At 35.7% G+C, this 15,653-nt stretch carries 17 protein-coding genes; 6 read left to right on the forward strand and 11 right to left on the reverse strand.

Features of this window, described 5'->3' with window-relative positions; genetic code table 11:
- Nucleotide 1: 1 nt before the first annotated feature.
- From HCD_RS05435 to rpmE, 5 genes are read right to left on the reverse strand one after another with little or no spacing between them, the layout of a single operon-like run.
- Complete coding sequence (locus HCD_RS05435; RefSeq protein WP_014659572.1) at nt 2–829, reverse strand: hypothetical protein; 828 nt, start codon at nt 827–829, stop codon at nt 2–4.
- The gene (locus HCD_RS05440; RefSeq protein ID WP_014659573.1) at nt 826–1,785 is read right to left on the reverse strand and encodes a hypothetical protein; all 960 of its coding nucleotides are present in this window, start codon (nt 1,783–1,785) and stop codon (nt 826–828) included. Before HCD_RS05440 ends, HCD_RS05435 begins: the two co-directional genes overlap by 4 nt.
- 12 nt (nt 1,786–1,797) lie before the next feature.
- Nucleotides 1,798–2,481, reverse strand: a complete 684-nt coding sequence (rlmB, locus tag HCD_RS05445) for a 23S rRNA (guanosine(2251)-2'-O)-methyltransferase RlmB (protein WP_014659574.1) — start codon at nt 2,479–2,481, stop codon at nt 1,798–1,800.
- Nucleotides 2,482–2,512: 31 nt separating this feature from the next.
- Nucleotides 2,513–3,394 (reverse strand): 16S rRNA (cytidine(1402)-2'-O)-methyltransferase, encoded by an 882-nt coding sequence (gene rsmI / locus HCD_RS05450; protein WP_014659575.1) that lies wholly within the window; start codon nt 3,392–3,394, stop codon nt 2,513–2,515.
- A gap of 27 nt (nt 3,395–3,421) precedes the next feature.
- Entirely contained in the window at nt 3,422–3,625 is a 204-nt protein-coding gene (gene rpmE / locus HCD_RS05455; RefSeq protein WP_014659576.1) for a 50S ribosomal protein L31, read from the reverse strand.
- A 290-nt stretch (nt 3,626–3,915) separates the two neighbouring features.
- Here rpmE and rho point away from each other — a divergent pair, with 290 nt between their 5' ends.
- Both rho and murI read left to right on the forward strand, forming a co-directional pair.
- A complete protein-coding gene (gene rho / locus HCD_RS05460) occupies nt 3,916–5,232 on the forward strand; it encodes a transcription termination factor Rho (RefSeq protein WP_014659577.1) in 1,317 nt (438 codons plus the stop codon).
- Nucleotides 5,233–5,258: 26 nt separating this feature from the next.
- Nucleotides 5,259–6,026 carry a glutamate racemase gene (gene murI / locus HCD_RS05465; protein ID WP_014659578.1) on the forward strand — a complete coding sequence of 256 codons (768 nt, stop codon included), beginning with the start codon at nt 5,259–5,261 and terminating at the stop codon, nt 6,024–6,026.
- A gap of 197 nt (nt 6,027–6,223) precedes the next feature.
- Here the strand turns inward: murI and csd6 are convergent, their stop codons facing one another.
- The 6 genes from csd6 to HCD_RS05495 form a co-directional block, all read right to left on the reverse strand.
- Nucleotides 6,224–7,225 carry a cell shape-determining L,D-carboxypeptidase Csd6 gene (gene csd6 / locus HCD_RS05470; RefSeq protein WP_014659579.1) on the reverse strand — a complete coding sequence of 334 codons (1,002 nt, stop codon included), beginning with the start codon at nt 7,223–7,225 and terminating at the stop codon, nt 6,224–6,226.
- Between the two features lie 22 nt (nt 7,226–7,247).
- Nucleotides 7,248–8,156, reverse strand: a complete 909-nt coding sequence (era, locus tag HCD_RS05475) for a GTPase Era (RefSeq protein WP_014659580.1) — start codon at nt 8,154–8,156, stop codon at nt 7,248–7,250.
- Nucleotides 8,156–9,487: an HslU--HslV peptidase ATPase subunit gene (hslU, locus tag HCD_RS05480; RefSeq protein WP_014659581.1), complete on the reverse strand. Its 1,332-nt coding sequence runs from the start codon at nt 9,485–9,487 to the stop codon at nt 8,156–8,158. Before hslU ends, era begins: the two co-directional genes overlap by 1 nt.
- Nucleotides 9,487–10,029: an ATP-dependent protease subunit HslV gene (gene hslV / locus HCD_RS05485; RefSeq protein ID WP_014659582.1), complete on the reverse strand. Its 543-nt coding sequence runs from the start codon at nt 10,027–10,029 to the stop codon at nt 9,487–9,489. Before hslV ends, hslU begins: the two co-directional genes overlap by 1 nt.
- Nucleotides 10,030–10,032: 3 nt before the next feature.
- Entirely contained in the window at nt 10,033–10,482 is a 450-nt protein-coding gene (gene rplI / locus HCD_RS05490; RefSeq protein ID WP_014659583.1) for a 50S ribosomal protein L9, read from the reverse strand.
- A gap of 99 nt (nt 10,483–10,581) precedes the next feature.
- Nucleotides 10,582–12,282 (reverse strand): methyl-accepting chemotaxis protein, encoded by a 1,701-nt coding sequence (locus tag HCD_RS05495; protein ID WP_014659584.1) that lies wholly within the window; start codon nt 12,280–12,282, stop codon nt 10,582–10,584.
- A gap of 186 nt (nt 12,283–12,468) precedes the next feature.
- On the opposite strand from HCD_RS05495, the gene glnA reads away from it, so the two are divergent.
- The 4 genes from glnA (at nt 12,469) to HCD_RS05510 (ending at nt 15,642) form a co-directional block, all read left to right on the forward strand.
- On the forward strand, nt 12,469–13,908 hold the full coding sequence (gene glnA, locus HCD_RS05500) for a type I glutamate--ammonia ligase (protein WP_014659585.1): 1,440 nt from the start codon (nt 12,469–12,471) through the stop codon (nt 13,906–13,908).
- 273 nt (nt 13,909–14,181) lie between these two features.
- The gene (locus tag HCD_RS05505; RefSeq protein ID WP_014659586.1) at nt 14,182–14,484 is read left to right on the forward strand and encodes a hypothetical protein; all 303 of its coding nucleotides are present in this window, start codon (nt 14,182–14,184) and stop codon (nt 14,482–14,484) included.
- A gap of 71 nt (nt 14,485–14,555) precedes the next feature.
- Complete coding sequence (locus HCD_RS09345; RefSeq protein ID WP_158308558.1) at nt 14,556–14,720, forward strand: hypothetical protein; 165 nt, start codon at nt 14,556–14,558, stop codon at nt 14,718–14,720.
- Nucleotides 14,721–14,736: 16 nt separating this feature from the next.
- Complete coding sequence (locus HCD_RS05510; protein WP_144005854.1) at nt 14,737–15,642, forward strand: outer membrane protein; 906 nt, start codon at nt 14,737–14,739, stop codon at nt 15,640–15,642.
- Nucleotides 15,643–15,653 lie beyond the last annotated feature (11 nt).

The raw sequence follows: 15,653 nt of genomic DNA on the forward strand, positions 1-15,653 counted from the left end.
ATTAATCATGCATAACATCATAAACCACACTAATACCATTTTTTAAGATATTAGGGTTTCTCGCATCAGTGATTTGAATAAAACGCACCCCATCAAGCAAATTAAGAGCGATTTCTTGCTGTTGGTGCTTTTCAGAAATAATTTGAATGATTTTTAAATGGCTGTCATAAAAAACAATTTTTGGTTTCCATAAAGGGTTGTTAGAGCTAACTTGTAAATATGCATTTTGATTGACACTAAACCAATACTTCCCACTCGCTTCCTTAAGCTCCATAGGCTCACTACTCAAAACCAAGGCTCTAGCATTAGGAAGCTTAATCTCTTGTAAATTAAAGTCGTATTCCCATTCTTTCAGAGACACTCGTCTAATATCCACAAAATTAAATCCATGCTTACTCATAGTCTCTATTAAAATATTCGGGTCTAGGACATATTCAGTTTTAAGCTCATATGAAAAGGTGTTAGTGCCCAAATCACTTTGCATCTTAATCGGCAAAACATACGAATACCCCATCATGCTCAAAGAATCATTAATGCTTTTAGCAAACACTAAGGGGTTGCTTTGAGCTTTGAAAGTAACTTTTAGCACACTTGGCTTGTCAAAATTAAAAGATAAAAGCCCATTTTCTTTCAAAGTATTCAGTAGTTTGAGCGAATTTAAACGCCCTGATTGATAAAAAGCACTGCGATTTTTAAACAAGCGCTCCAAAAAATGCTTGTTAACATGATAGGCTCGCTCCCCCATCAAGCTCTCAATTTTAGCGTCCAAAGCATCAGCTCTTAAAAATCCCCCTATAATAAGGACTAAAAAAAAGTATCTGTAGCTCATTGTTGAAGCTTTTTATATTGAGACTCATTAATCAATTCTAGACCTTTAGCTGGTTCATATAAAAATCGTTTGGTTTTATTATCGCTAAAAGTTTGCAATTCCCCACGACTTTTAAGGGCAAGATTTCCATGTCCAAAATGCAATAACAAGCGGTGCTTATTTGTCGCTAGAGAGTAATTTTCTTTTAAAATCTTTTGAAAAGAGTTTTTCTTTTCATCTAAATCAATCACTTCTACCCAAACATCTTGCTTGGGCATGATATAGATAGCTTCAAGCTCTTCTTCTTTGTCAAGCTTTGTGCTTTTGTCCTGCTGTGGCTCTAATGTGGCTTCTTCTGACAAATTTGAATCTGATGAACTCTTAGGGTTAGCTATAGGGCTTTTTTCTAATTCTTTATGGCTCTCTTCTTTTAGAGAAGGGTCATTAGAAAGGCTGTTTTGAGCAACAAAAATAATCAAAATCAATACAAGGATAATGCCTATTAAAACAAATACTTTCCATTTTGAAGACTTTTTAGACAAAGAAATATTTGCTTGGTTGATGCTGTAATCTAATTCAATCTTATGCTTATGAGTTGCTTTCTCTTCAAGACTTGCTTCTTGATTTTTAGTAAGATTTTCCCCTACGCCTTCTTTAAAAATACACACCTTATCAAATTCTATCATCCACGCACTCAAATCAATCTTATATTCACGCTCTAAAATCTGTATAAAGCCCCTAGCATGCACCCTTGATAAAGCTTCATAACGCTTCTCTAACAAATAATTGATATTTTTAGAAGCGATTTTGGTGGCTTTACAGATTTCTTGCACTCCGATGTCTCTCAAAATCTGCAAATTCTTGTCCAAAGTTTTAAGCGATAACTCTTCTAAAGTCGCACCAGAAATATTTTTAGAAATTTTTTGAATATCCTTAGAAATATCCAAATCTTCTAAATTCTTTTTATTCTGCTCCATTTTATCCACCACCTAGCTGATTTTATCCATTAGGATTCCTGCCGCCACACTCACATTAAGCGAATCAAAATCCCGCCGCATTTTAACACCCATAAGCACATCCATTTTAGCAAGAATTTTTTTTGACAAGCCTTCATGCTCGCTCCCCAAAAAAAGAGCGTATTTTTGATGATTTGATGTTTCTAATTGCGTAGAACCTTCTGCTGTAGCCCCTATACATAAAAAATGGCTGGTTTTTAACTCATTGATTAAATCTAGTGTATTAGGCACAACACTAAAAGGCAAATCATACATAAGCCCTAAACTAGAGCGCACAATTCCTTCATAAGCAAATTCTTTAGCAAAATCTAGGATAATACCATCAATTCCCAAACAATACGCACTTCTAAAAATCCCCCCAATATTACCCACATCAGTAATGCTACAAAGTACCAAAAGCTTTTCGCCTTTTTTGATTTCTTTTAACGAACAAGCTAAAGGCATTTCCACTTTGGCTAAAACCCCTTGATGATTCCCCCCCCTAGCAAGAGCTTGTGCTTTTTTATTATCCACTTTGATAATATTAGGGCATGCTTTTTTAAGGGCAAAAAAAAGCTTCTTATCTATTTCTTTAGAAAGATAGATTTCCTGTAGTTTTTTCCCATGAGAGTTTAAAACATGCGAGATAACTTGCTTACCATAAATAACTGCTTGCATATCTAAAAGCCCTTTGAATTTAATATGGTTTTCAATAATTGTTCTTAACTTGTGCTTCACTTGTTTTTGCAAACGCCTGCTGGTAAAGCTCTTTAGCGTTTTTATGAGTCATTATCGCTTCAATCTTAGCCTTGATTTTAGGGGGTAAATCTAGCTCTAATAACGCTGATAACCCCAAACAAGGCTCAATCATTCGCTCATTCAAAAGCACTAAAACCCATTCCCCCTGAATATTACCCTTTTGAATCTCCAAAAAAACTTCAGAAACCCTACCAAAATAATACCGCTGGTGGAGTTTTGTAAGCTCCTTAGCGACAAATAAGCACATTCCTTGGGCTAAACTTTCTAAATCCCTTAAAGTCTCTAAGATTCTGTGAGGGCTTTCATAAAAAACAATGGGGGTTTTTTCTTCCAAATAGGCCAGGGCATTTAAAATTTTAACGATTCTCAAACGCCTTTCTTTGCTCTTGTGGGGTAAAAACCCTGCGTAAAAAAAACGCCCTTCCAAAAATCCGCTCGCACAAAAGGCCGTAGTGAGTGCGTTAGCCCCAGGTAGAACATCATATTTAATGTTATGTTTCAAAGCATAGACCACTAAGCTCATGCAAGGGTCACTCAGACTTGGCATGCCCGCATCACTCATTACAGCGATTTCTTTGTCAAAAAAAGAAAGCTCTACTTGCTCCAAAAACTCTTGGTCATTGTGCGAATGAAAAGCGATAAACTTTCTCTCTTTGGTAGCAATTTTAGGAAAAGAACTACAAATAACAGGATTTTGTGCGAGCAAATGCAATAACCTCTTGCTAACCCTTGTGTCTTCGCACAGCAAAACTTCAGAGCGTTCTAAAACTTCTAAGGTGCGTAGCGTAATATCAGACAGATTACCTATGGGAGTGGGCAAGAAATACAACATCAACAAGCCCCGCTTTTATTTGTGAAACTATTTCAAGTTGTAGCGTTGCTTAAACTTCTCCACTCTTCCTGCAGTATCAGCGATTTTATCACTACCAGTATAGAAAGGATGACAAAAACTAGAAATATCAATACGCATTTCAGATCTTGTGCTTAACACTTCAATTTCTTTGCCACTGGTTACACAAGTTACTTTGCAAGGAATATACTCTGGGTGAATGCCTTTTTTCATTGGTTGCCTTTTTATATTTAATCTAAACTTTGGATTATACCACAAATAGAACACAAATGAATACCTTTCTAAGAATGCTAATTAAAACAAAGAAAAAATTTGACTTTTATAAAAATTTTATGATAGCATGACAAAGTCATTACGAATCAGCTTGTGGCATTACCACTTAATAGTATCTTTTGATTACACCATTTTAAGAATGCTTTATTATATATTTTAAAATTTAACTTTTTTAATTATCGTTATGTTGAAAAAACGAGAAAATCTCTTTTGAAACTAAAGGAAATTTAATGAACGAAAACGCACCTACGCATAAAGGTTCGCATAAACTTAAAACACACACGCCAGTAAGTGGGTATCGCATTGAAGATTTACGCACCTATCCTACCGAAAAGCTTTTAGAAATTGCTAACAAGCTCAAAGTAGAAAACCCCCAAGAATTTAAACGCCAAGACTTGATGTTTGAAATTTTAAAAACCCAAGTAACTCAGGGTGGATACATTCTTTTTACCGGAATTTTAGAAATCATGAATGATGGGTATGGGTTCTTAAGAGGCTTTGATGGAAGTTTTTCAGACGGACAAAACGACACTTATGTAAGCCCTTCTCAAATCAGACGCTTTGCCTTGAGAAATGGCGATATTGTAACCGGTCAAGTGCGCTCCCCAAAAGACCAGGAAAAATACTACGCTCTTTTAAAAATAGAAGCCGTTAATTACTTGCCTTTAGATGAGATTAAAAATCGTCCTTTGTTTGACAACCTAACCCCCCTATTTCCTGATGAACAAATCAAATTAGAATATGAGCCTACTAAAGTAACCGGTAGAATGCTAGATTTATTTAGCCCTGTGGGCAAGGGTCAAAGGGCTTTGATTGTCGCACCGCCTAGAACCGGTAAAACAGAACTCATGAAAGAACTCGCTCAAGGGATTACTTCTAATCATCCTGAAGTAGAACTTATTATCCTTTTAGTAGATGAACGCCCTGAAGAAGTAACTGACATGCAACGAAGTGTTAAAGGTCAAGTCTTTAGCTCCACTTTTGATTTGCCCGCAAGTAATCACATAAGAATCGCTGAATTAGTGTTAGAAAGGGCTAAAAGAAGAGTGGAAATGGGTAAAGATGTCGTGATTTTATTAGATTCTATTACTCGTTTAGCAAGAGCCTATAATGCTGTAACGCCTTCAAGTGGTAAGGTCTTAAGTGGGGGCGTAGATGCTAATGCCTTGCATAGGCCCAAACGCTTTTTTGGAGCCGCAAGAAATATTGAAGAGGGCGGAAGTTTGACTATCATTGCAACCGCACTTATTGAAACAGGCTCTAGAATGGACGAAGTGATTTTTGAAGAATTTAAAGGCACTGGAAATAGCGAAATTGTCTTAGCTAGAAATATTGCAGACAGACGCATTTATCCAGCCTTTGATATTTTAAAATCAGGCACACGAAAAGATAATATCCTACTTGGTAAAGAACGCTTGACTAAGGTTTGGGTATTAAGAAATGTGATGCAACAAATGGACGATATAGAAGCCTTAAGTTTTGTATATTCTAAAATGCAACAGACCAAGGACAATGAAGAATTTTTGCATTTAATGAATGAAAAATAAAATCTGATTAAACTAAAAATAGCGTAATGAAAATAGGCGTTTTTGATAGCGGTGTGGGTGGTTTTAGCGTTTTAAAAAGTCTTTTAAAGGCACAATTATTTGATGAGATTATTTATTATGGCGATACTGCTAGAGTGCCTTATGGCACTAAAGACCCCATAACTATCAAACAATTTGGCCTAGAAGCTTTAGATTTTTTCAAGCCACACAAAATTGAATTATTGATTGTGGCATGCAACACGGCGAGTGCTTTAGCCTTAAAAGAAATGCAAGCACATTCAAAAATCTCTATTGTAGGTGTGATTGAGCCAAGTATTTTAGCTATCAAACAACAAATCAAAGATAAAGATGCCCCCATTTTAGTGCTAGGAACAAAAGCTACTATTCAGTCTAACGCTTATGATTATGCCCTAAAACAGCAAGGCTATTCTAATCTTTCACATTTAGCCGCTTCTCTTTTTGTGCCTTTAATTGAAGAAGGCATTTTAGAAGGCGAGCTTTTAGAAACTTGCATGCACTACTATTTTGCTCCATTAAGCGTTTTACCTAGGGCGATTATTTTAGGTTGCACGCATTTTCCTTTGATAGCTAAAAAAATTGAGAGCTATTTTATGAAGCATTTTGCTCTCTCGCCCCCCCCCCTACTCATTCATTCTGGTGATGCTATTGTAGAATATTTGCAACAACAATATGCCCTTAAAAAAAATTTATATGAATTTCCTAAAGTAGAATTTTTTGCAAGTGGCGATGTCGCATGGCTAGAAAAGCAAGCTAGAAAGTGGCTGAAACTCTGAGTTTGGTTATTCAATAAACTTTGCAAATTAATAAATTCTAAAAACGCCCCATTTAACAACGGCATAAAGACACCAATTTAAATGCTGGGTAATCCTACGAAAAATGCTGTTTTATAGGTTTGCATAAAACTTTTAAATGAAAAACTTTTAAACGCCATTAAGAGTAAAAAGTCTAAGCTTCACTAGAAAATATCTTTTTATTTTTCTACCACAATAGACATCTTATCATTTTTAATCTCTACATAGAGCTCTTTCCTAGAATTAGAGCTATAAGAGAGCCTTTCTTGCTGGTATGCCTTGTAATCCTGGTCAAACACCACATAAAATAAGCGTTTATTTTCAGAATTTGGATAAGGGGTAACATTGATAGAGAAAAAAGCAATGTTCTTCCTTTCTTTTTTGGCAAATACCCTTTTTTTATACTCTTTAAAAGCGTTGATTTTCATGCCATCATAACGAGTGAAACTAGGGTCATAAAATCCCATATAACGCTCAAAATCGCCCTTAGCCCAAGCTTCTTTCCATTGAAAGAGTGAGCTTAAAATCATGGCTAATTCTTCTTTGGTGCTGGGGATAAACTTGTTCTCATAAACAATTAAGAGAGCTTTTTTACCTTTCAATAAATTATCATAAGAACTTAAAATCTGATTTTCAATCGCAATACAACCCTTCGTGTTTAACTCATTCCTATCGCCATTTAAAGGCATTCCATGCACCCAAATGCCATGCCCTGTGCGTTTTTTCAATGTATCATACAAATTAGGGTAGTTAGTTACAAAGGCTAAAGGACCATAATACTGGTCTAAACGCTCTAATTTCTGTGTGATACGATACACCCCAATAGGCGTAGCTAAATCGCCTTCTAAAGTTTTATCACCCTTTTTAGAACCTACAAGGGCTTTAGAACTATTGATTTTTTTAAGCATATTATCTTGAACTTCATAGAGTCTCAAATCGGGTTTAGATTTGTCCGATACAAATAAAAACTGCTTGTTTTCATAATAACCAAAATCAGTATCCTTGTTTTTAAGTTCTTCTATCCAAAAAGACTCATCTCTTAGGTAAGAATCAAGTTTTTTACCTACAACTTGTAAGCCTTGCTTTTGATAAAGGCGTAAAATATCTAGCAACCGCTCATCAGCATTCAATAAAACCATGCTGATTAAACTCATTATAAAACCAAACCATATTTTTTTCATTAGTATTCCTTTGAAGGGATAGTCATGGCTCTTTTTTAAACGCATAACCATAGCCCAATTTCTGCAAGCTTTTTTCTTGCTTGCTCCATGATTTTTGAGCCATAACTTGCAAATTCAAAAAGACTTTTTTTTCGCCCAATTCTTGCATTTTCAATCGTGCATTAGAGCCAATGCGTTTGATATTAACTCCGTTTTTACCTATCACAATTTTTTTTTGACTTTCTTTTTCTACAATAATGTGTGCATACACCTTGTCTATTCGCTCTTCTTCTATGAATTTATCTATAACAACATCGCTTTCATAAGGAATTTCATCGCTCAAAAATTTAAACAAACTCTCTCGCAATGCTTCTCTATACAAATCACGCATTTTTTCATCGCTCAACAAATCCTTTTCATAGAGCCACGCACCAGGGCTCAAATGCTTACTAATACATTCTAAAAGCATGTTTAAATTTTGAGATTTTTTCGCACTCAATGGCACGAGAGCTAGAAATTGAGATGAATACACTTGATATTCTTGTAACTTTTGTAAAACTTGCTGATGAGTTGCTGTATCAATCTTGCTTAAAGCAAGGATATGGGGTTTTTTGCACAAACTCAAAAACTCTTCATAACCCTTTAAATTATCATGCACAGAAGCCAAGAAAACGCATAATTCACAATCACTCATCGCTTTTAAAGCACTAGAAAGCATGCATTGATTGAGTAATTTCTCTTGATGATGAAGCCCTGGAGTGTCTAAGAAAATAATTTGGCTTTGATAACCTTCTTTATCTTCAAAAGGCACAATGCATTTCATCAGCTTTCTTGTCGCATTAGCCTTATGCGAAACCAAGGCTAATTTAACATTTAATAAAGTGTTTAATAAGGTGCTTTTTCCTGCATTTGGTTTGCCTACAAGAGCTACAAAGCCTGCCTTAGTTTTCATTATAGAATATACTTTACTAAATTTTCATCAGCGACTAAATTTTCTAATTTAGTAGCCACTAATTCTTTAGTGATGGTAATGGTTTGTCCGGCGTAATTTTCAGCTTCAAAACTAATATCTTCTAACACTTTTTCAATCGTGGTGTGCAACCTTCTAGCCCCTATGTCTTCGCTGTTTTGATTAGCATTGTAAGAAAGTCTAGCTAACTCTTTAACCGCACCATCTTCAAACACAATTTCTACACCTTCTACTTTCAAAAGGGCTTGGTATTGCTTAATAATAGATGTTTTAGTTTGAGTCAGTATCATATACATGATTTCTTCAGTCAAACTCTCTAACTCCACCCTTAAAGGAAAACGCCCTTGTAATTCGGGAATTAAGTCGCTTGGTTTAGAGAGATGGAATGCCCCTGCTGCGATAAATAAAATATGCTCCGTTTTTATCAAACCATACTTAGTATTTACCATACTGCCTTCTACAATAGGAAGCAAATCTCGTTGCACCCCTTCTTTACTTGGGTCTTGACGAGTGCCTTCTTTAGAACTTATAGCAATTTTATCAATCTCATCAATAAAAATCACGCCTGAGCTTTCTGCACGCTTCAAACCTTCTGTTTTAATGGCTTCATTGTCTAAAAGCGTGTCGCTTATCTCAGCCTTTAGGGCTTCTTTGGCTTCTTTAATGCTTAAAGTTTTCTTGATTCTGTCTGGCTCCTTATGAAAAACTTTAATCAAACTCTCTTGAACTTTTAAAATTTCAGGCGGCACATTTGAGTCAATCTCAATGCTTTTTTTACGCACATCAATTTCAATTTCTTGATTATCCAACTCGCTTTGAGCAATTTTTTGTTTCATCTTTTCAAGGCTGTTTGTGTATTCTTGCTTTTTTTCTTCACTCACTCCATTAGGTAGGGGCGGTAAGAGTTTTTTGGCAATCTTTTCTACAACAGCTTCTTCAATCTTATCTTTTAATCTCTCTTTATGCTCACTCTCTACAAGGGCTATGCTATTACTCACTAAATCTCTAACCATAGACTCTACATCACGCCCTACAAAGCCCACTTCAGTGTATTTGCTCGCTTCCACTTTCACAAAAGGGAGTTTCATAATTTTTGCCATTCTTCTGGCGATTTCTGTTTTACCCACACCAGTTGAACCAATCATCAAAATGTTCTTAGGCGTGATTTCTTCTTGCAAGGATTTTTCAAGTTGCAAACGCCTATAGCGGTTTCTTAAGGCAATAGCGATAAACTTCTTAGCTTCCTTTTGCTCAATGATATATTCATCTAAATAGGCGACAATTTCTCTTGGGGTCATATTTAACTTAGGCATCAAAGCTCCAAAATCTTGATATTAGTATTTGTATAAATACAGAGATTTCCTGCAATTTTTAAGGATTCTTCTACGAGTTTTTTAGGCTCTAAATTTGCAAAATTATCTAAAGCCCTAGCCGCACTCAAAGCGTAATTTCCTCCGCTTCCAATAGCAGCAATTTTATTATCTTGTGCTTCCAAAACATCGCCTGTGCCACTTAAGATAAAAATATGCTCCAAATCAAGCACTATCATCATCGCTTCCAAACGGCGTAAATACTTATCCTTACGCCATTCTTTGCTAAAATCCACTACACTTTTAAATAAATCCCCTTTTTTACTCTCTAAAATGCGTTCAAACATATCAAACAGACTAAAAGCATCAGCAGTGCTTCCAGCAAATCCGCTCAAAACTTGATTATGATACAAGCTTCTAATTTTAGTCGCATTTGCTTTGACTACACAATTACCCAAAGTTACTTGCCCATCGCCCCCAATGATAGCAAATTTCTTGCCAGAAATCTCCCCCCTATAACCCAAAATCGTTGTCGCTTCAAACATTTTCTACTCAGCCATTACATCAATCTTAAATGCACCTACAATCCCAGCCCCAAGCTTGACTTCAATTTCATAAATTCCGGTGCTTTTAATAGGATGCTTGAGTTCAATATCTTTTTTATCTAAACTTAAGCTCGCATGTTCTTTGAGTAAATGTTCTACAATCTCTTCTTTAGTAATCGCTCCAAACAATGAGCCATTTGCCCCTACTTTTTTAGTAATTTTAAGCGTAATAGTTTGCAAAGTTTCTACCATTTGCATTTTTTGAGCTTTTTCTAAGGCCTCTAATTCGGCTTTCTTTTTAACTTCAGCTTTATATTTATTAATCACTTCATTAGTGGCTAATTTGGCTTTTTTATTGGCGATTAAAAAGTTATTCCCATAACCTTCTTTCACTTCACACACTTCGCCAGCCTTGCCTAGATTTTTCACATCTTCTAGTAATAGAACTTTCATTTTATCCCCTTTAAATTAAAGTCATATAGTAAGTTTGAAATTATACCTTGTATTTTATAATAAAGAAAAGTTAGAAAGAATCTCCCCCAAAAAGAGAGACTAAGTGCGGTATTCTTTAATCTTGCTATCTAGTAAAGCAGTATTTTGATGCAAGCTTTCTGCAACCTTAACAATTTCATCTAAATGATTGGCATTTTCTTTAGCGATACTAGAGACACTCTCTACATTCTTAGTGGCATTGGTAATCTCTTCAGTAATGCTTTGCTGGTTTTGGATGCTTTCATTGATAGCGACAACAACATTGCTTAAGGTATTCACTACCTCATCAAACTGAGTCATGGTTTCATTAGAAAGTTGCGATAAATTTTCCATAGTTTCTACATTCGCATTCATACCAGAATTTATATCAGCGATTTCTTGGGTTAGCACTTGAATGGTTGTAGAAATCTCGTTTAAGGACTTTTGCGTATTTTCAGCTAATTTACGCACTTCATCAGCCACCACCGCAAAGCCCCTACCATGCTCGCCCGCTCGTGCTGCTTCAATGGCGGCGTTTAGGGCTAAGAGATTGGTTTGTTTAGCGATATTGTCAATAATTTCTAACACCGCCTTAACATTTTGAGTGCTTTGATTAAGGGTGTCAATTTTCAAACCTAAATCCCTTTCTATTTGAGCAGAATTGGCTACTTGACTGGCTAAATTCCCTAATGAACTTTGAGAATTTTGTGTAGAAATCCTACTAGCTTCTAAATCAGAAATATTTTGCTCGGCATTATGGGCTAGTGATTTAAGTTTTTCATTGGTTTGTTCAAAGAAAACGACCAAATCTTGAACCTTGTGGTTTGTTTCTGTAATGCCTTCTTTAGCTAAATGAGCGTTCTTATTCAACTGATTAGAAGAATTGAGATTGGATAAAGAATTTTCCTTAGCCCCTATCATAAAGGTTCGTATACGCTCAATAAAGGTATTAATCCCTACAGCCATTTGATTCAATTCGTCATTTCTAGCACTTTCTTGTAATTTTAAAGACAAATCCCTATCGCCCTCACTTAGATTATTCACATTCCTTACCATAGCACTAGTGCGTTTGACAATGCCTGTATACACAATAAAGAGTGCCACTCCAAACGCTAAAATTAATAGCAAAATAATCTCAGTTAGAAAACTTAGGGTTGTTTTATTCATCAATTCTTGGACTTGTGCCTTATTAGTTGCATAATTCTTGTCTAAATCCGAATAATACGCCGTAACTGCAATCACCATTTGCGTTTCTTTCTCTAAAAAAGCATAGGCGATTTTAGGCTCTGGAGCAGACCCTGCTAATTTAGCCTTGTAGTATTTAACATAGCCACCACCTCTTTTGGCATGCTCTAAATATTCACGCACATAATACACACCATCTTCACTTCTCTTATTAGAATAGTTTTTGCCCACGCTCTCAGGCACACTGGAATCAAAAAGCACCACCCCATTTGTATCAGCAATTACCAAATAGATTTGTCCTTTGAGATTATTAATGCTTGCTGCACTCTCAATGATATGCTCACGATTTTCTTTGAGACTGATATTAGGGTTATAAATTTGTTTAATATCTATCTTAATCAAATCCGCACTCGCTTTCAAAAAACCTTTGGCATTATCATCAGTTCTTATTTGAGCTTGGTTATTTAACGCACTTAAAAGCGTGTTTTGGTTATACCGGTATAAGAAAAAAACCACCAAAATAATCAATACAGCCAGAGCAATTAGCACAAATAATAATTGTGTGCCGATACTTTTAGCCCTACTAGAAGAAGACATGGTTTCACCCCTTTGTTGAAATATGAAACCTTATTTTAGCATTTGTAGAGTAATTTTTAATACAAAAGAATAAAAAATAAGGTCATTTTTACAATCTTTATTTAAGTGATAGTTTTTCTTTTTTAACGCCATAATGCTATAATCACCGCTATATATTGACAGATAAAATTATTTTAAAGGTATTTGATGAAGACCCATAATAGCAACGATAAAATTAAAGACTTTTTTGAATTTTGTAAAGAAAATGAAGTAGAATTTGTAGATTTTAGATTTAGCGATATTAAAGGCACTTGGAATCATATTACCTATTCTTTCAGCGCTTTAAGTAACGAAATGTTTATAGAAGGCATCCCTTTTGATGCGAGCTCTTTTAAGGGTTGGCAAAGCATTGAAAACTCCGATATGATTTTAACCCCAGACCTAGTGCGTTATTTTATTGACCCCTTCAGTGCAGATGTGAGCGTAGTCGTATTTTGCGATGTCTATGATGTATACAAAAATCAGCCCTATGAAAAATGCCCTAGAAGTATCGCTAAAAAATCCTTACAGCTCTTAAAAGATTTGGGCTTAGGTAGCGTAGCCTATTTTGGTGCAGAGAATGAATTTTTTATCTTTGATTCTATTAAGATTAAGGACGCTTCTAATTCACAATACTATGAAGTGGATAGCGAAGAAGGTGAATGGAATCGGGATAAAAGTTTTGAAAGTGGCGTAAATTATGGGCATAGACCGGGCAAACAAGGAGGCTATTTACCTGTGCCACCGACTGATTCTATGATGGATATTCGCACTGAGATTGTTAAAGTCTTAAATCAAGTGGGGCTAGAAACTTTTGTTGTTCATCATGAAGTCGCACAAGCACAAGGTGAAGTGGGCGTAAAATTTGGGGATTTAGTAGAAGCTGCCGATAATGTCCAAAAACTTAAATATGTGGTTAAAATGGTCGCTCATTTAAATGGAAAAACCGCCACCTTTATGCCAAAGCCTTTATATGGAGATAATGGAAGTGGGATGCACACTCATGTAAGCATTTGGAAAAATAATGAAAATCTCTTCAGTGGCGAGACCTACAAAGGCTTGAGCGAATTTGCTCTGCACTTTTTAGGGGGGGTTTTACACCATGCTAGGGGACTAGCTGCCTTCACTAACGCTTCTACTAATTCCTATAAACGCTTGATTCCAGGCTATGAAGCCCCTTCAATTTTAACTTACTCCGCACATAATAGAAGTGCGAGCGTGCGTATTCCTTATGGAATTTCCAAAAAAAGTGCAAGGTTAGAATTTAGATTTCCTGATAGCTCATCTAACCCCTACTTAGCTTTTGCAGCCATTTTAATGGCGGGCATTGATGGGGTTACAAATAGGATTGAACCAGGCAAAGCTATGGATATTAATCTTTTCAAACTGACTTTAGATGAGATTAGAGAAAAAGGTATCAAACAAATGCCTCACACCCTAAGAAGTGCGTTAGAAGAGATGTTAGCTAACAGACAATATTTAAAAGAAGGGCAAGTCTTTAGCGAAGAATTTATTCAGGCCTATCAGTCTCTTAAATTCCATTCTGAAGTGTTTCCTTGGGAGAGCAAACCCCACCCTTTTGAATTTATCACTACTTACTCTTGCTAAATAGCGGTTTTAAACCGCCCCCCATTAAACAAAAGGTATGCAATAAAAAATGTAAGGCGTGAATAACCATGTTAAAAGTTCCTACTAGTCAAATTAAACATTTAAAAAACTCAAATAATTTTTGATAATTTTCTAAACAAAAATAAATATCTGAGTTAGTGTTATTGAAACAAAGCTTTATTTTCTGCATTCTAGTGGATAGAAAAGACCATAAACTAGCCACATAGGTTTTAATGTCAAAAGCGATTAAAAAAATGGGTTTTTGGAGCAGGAATGGATGTGCTAGTGGATTTCATCACTCGCTATGAAAATAAAAAATTTTTAAGCTCTTTAGGAAGTTTTATCGGTTTAAGGGGTTTGTATAGCAACTACGATTTTCTAAAGCAAAGCAAAAATACAGGAAATGTGGATTTAATTACAAGAATCAATTACCGCCATAAACACCCCAAATACTCTGTAGGTGTTACTCTTCCCTTGATTCAAAAATCTATTCGTGCAACTTATGAAGATATGAATAACACACTCAAAAGCGTGAGCCTCAAAGAAGGAATTAGCCATTTTAATGTATTTTTTTAATTATGGCTGGATATTTTAGGGGGTAATTATGAAAAGATTAGCTTTTTATACTCTAAGCATGAGTATGTCGTTTGATAGAGTGGCTATTTAAAGAAGCTATGCAATTTACAAGCACTACGAATAGTTATAGTAACCGCTTGTCTTCGCCCACATGGGCGTTGATTCGTGAAGTGGTGCAACGCACATCAGAATTTTGGAAAACTTACTATAGGGTGTCCCTTTCAACAACAAAGTGAATGCAATAATAAACAAATGAGTTTGTTTGCAGCAGGCTTAGATGGACGCTACTGGTATGATGAGCCACAAGTTGCCTTAAAAGATTTGTTACCAAACGCCATTACTAAAAGCGAACAAACAGCCAGTGCCAAACAGAAATTTCTAGTCCTAGAGCCTATGGCTCAAAAAGCCACTAATCTAGGCTCTCTCATTACCACACAAGCTCAAAACCTTGAAAATCAAATCCATACCATTAAAACGCTCACTCATAACCGACTAGATTTATCTTCTTCTATCAATCTCGCTCCCTTTTACATGCCTTCTGTAGTCTATGATGAAAGAAAGCAACAATTATTGCAAAAAAATGCGTCCATTTTAGAGAAAAACCCTTTCGCTCATTTTAGCCCTATCACTTCTCAAAATGATTATGGTCTCTTAAATGGGCTAGGACTTATGGCAGGCTATAAACAATTCTTTGGCAAAAAGCGTGCGTTTGGAATAAGGTATTATGGTTTCTTAGACTACAACCACACGCAATTTGGCTTTTTTAATTCTGGTGCCAACATTATCACTTATGGAGTTGGCACTGATTTACTCTATAATTTTATCAATGACAAACGATTAAAAAACGCCCTTCTTTCCATAGGGCTTTTTGGTGGTATCCAAGTCGGTGGCACTTCATGGCTTAGTCATAACACAAGCTCTTTAACCAATCAAGGTTCTTTTTTTGAAACTAAAACACAAATTAGCCATTTTCAAGTGCTAGTCAATACAGGCATACGCTTTAATCTTACTTCTTCAAATAAAGGAACTTTCCAACATGGCTTTGAATTAGGCGTGAAATTCCCCCCCTTAAAAACCCCGCTGTATTCCTTTTTAGGGACTAAACTAACAACCCAAAGGACTTTTAGTGTTTTTATCAACTATAGCGTCGGCTATTAGAGAAAACATTT

It is taken from the genome of Helicobacter cetorum MIT 99-5656 (assembly GCF_000259275.1).
GTDB lineage: Bacteria > Campylobacterota > Campylobacteria > Campylobacterales > Helicobacteraceae > Helicobacter > Helicobacter cetorum.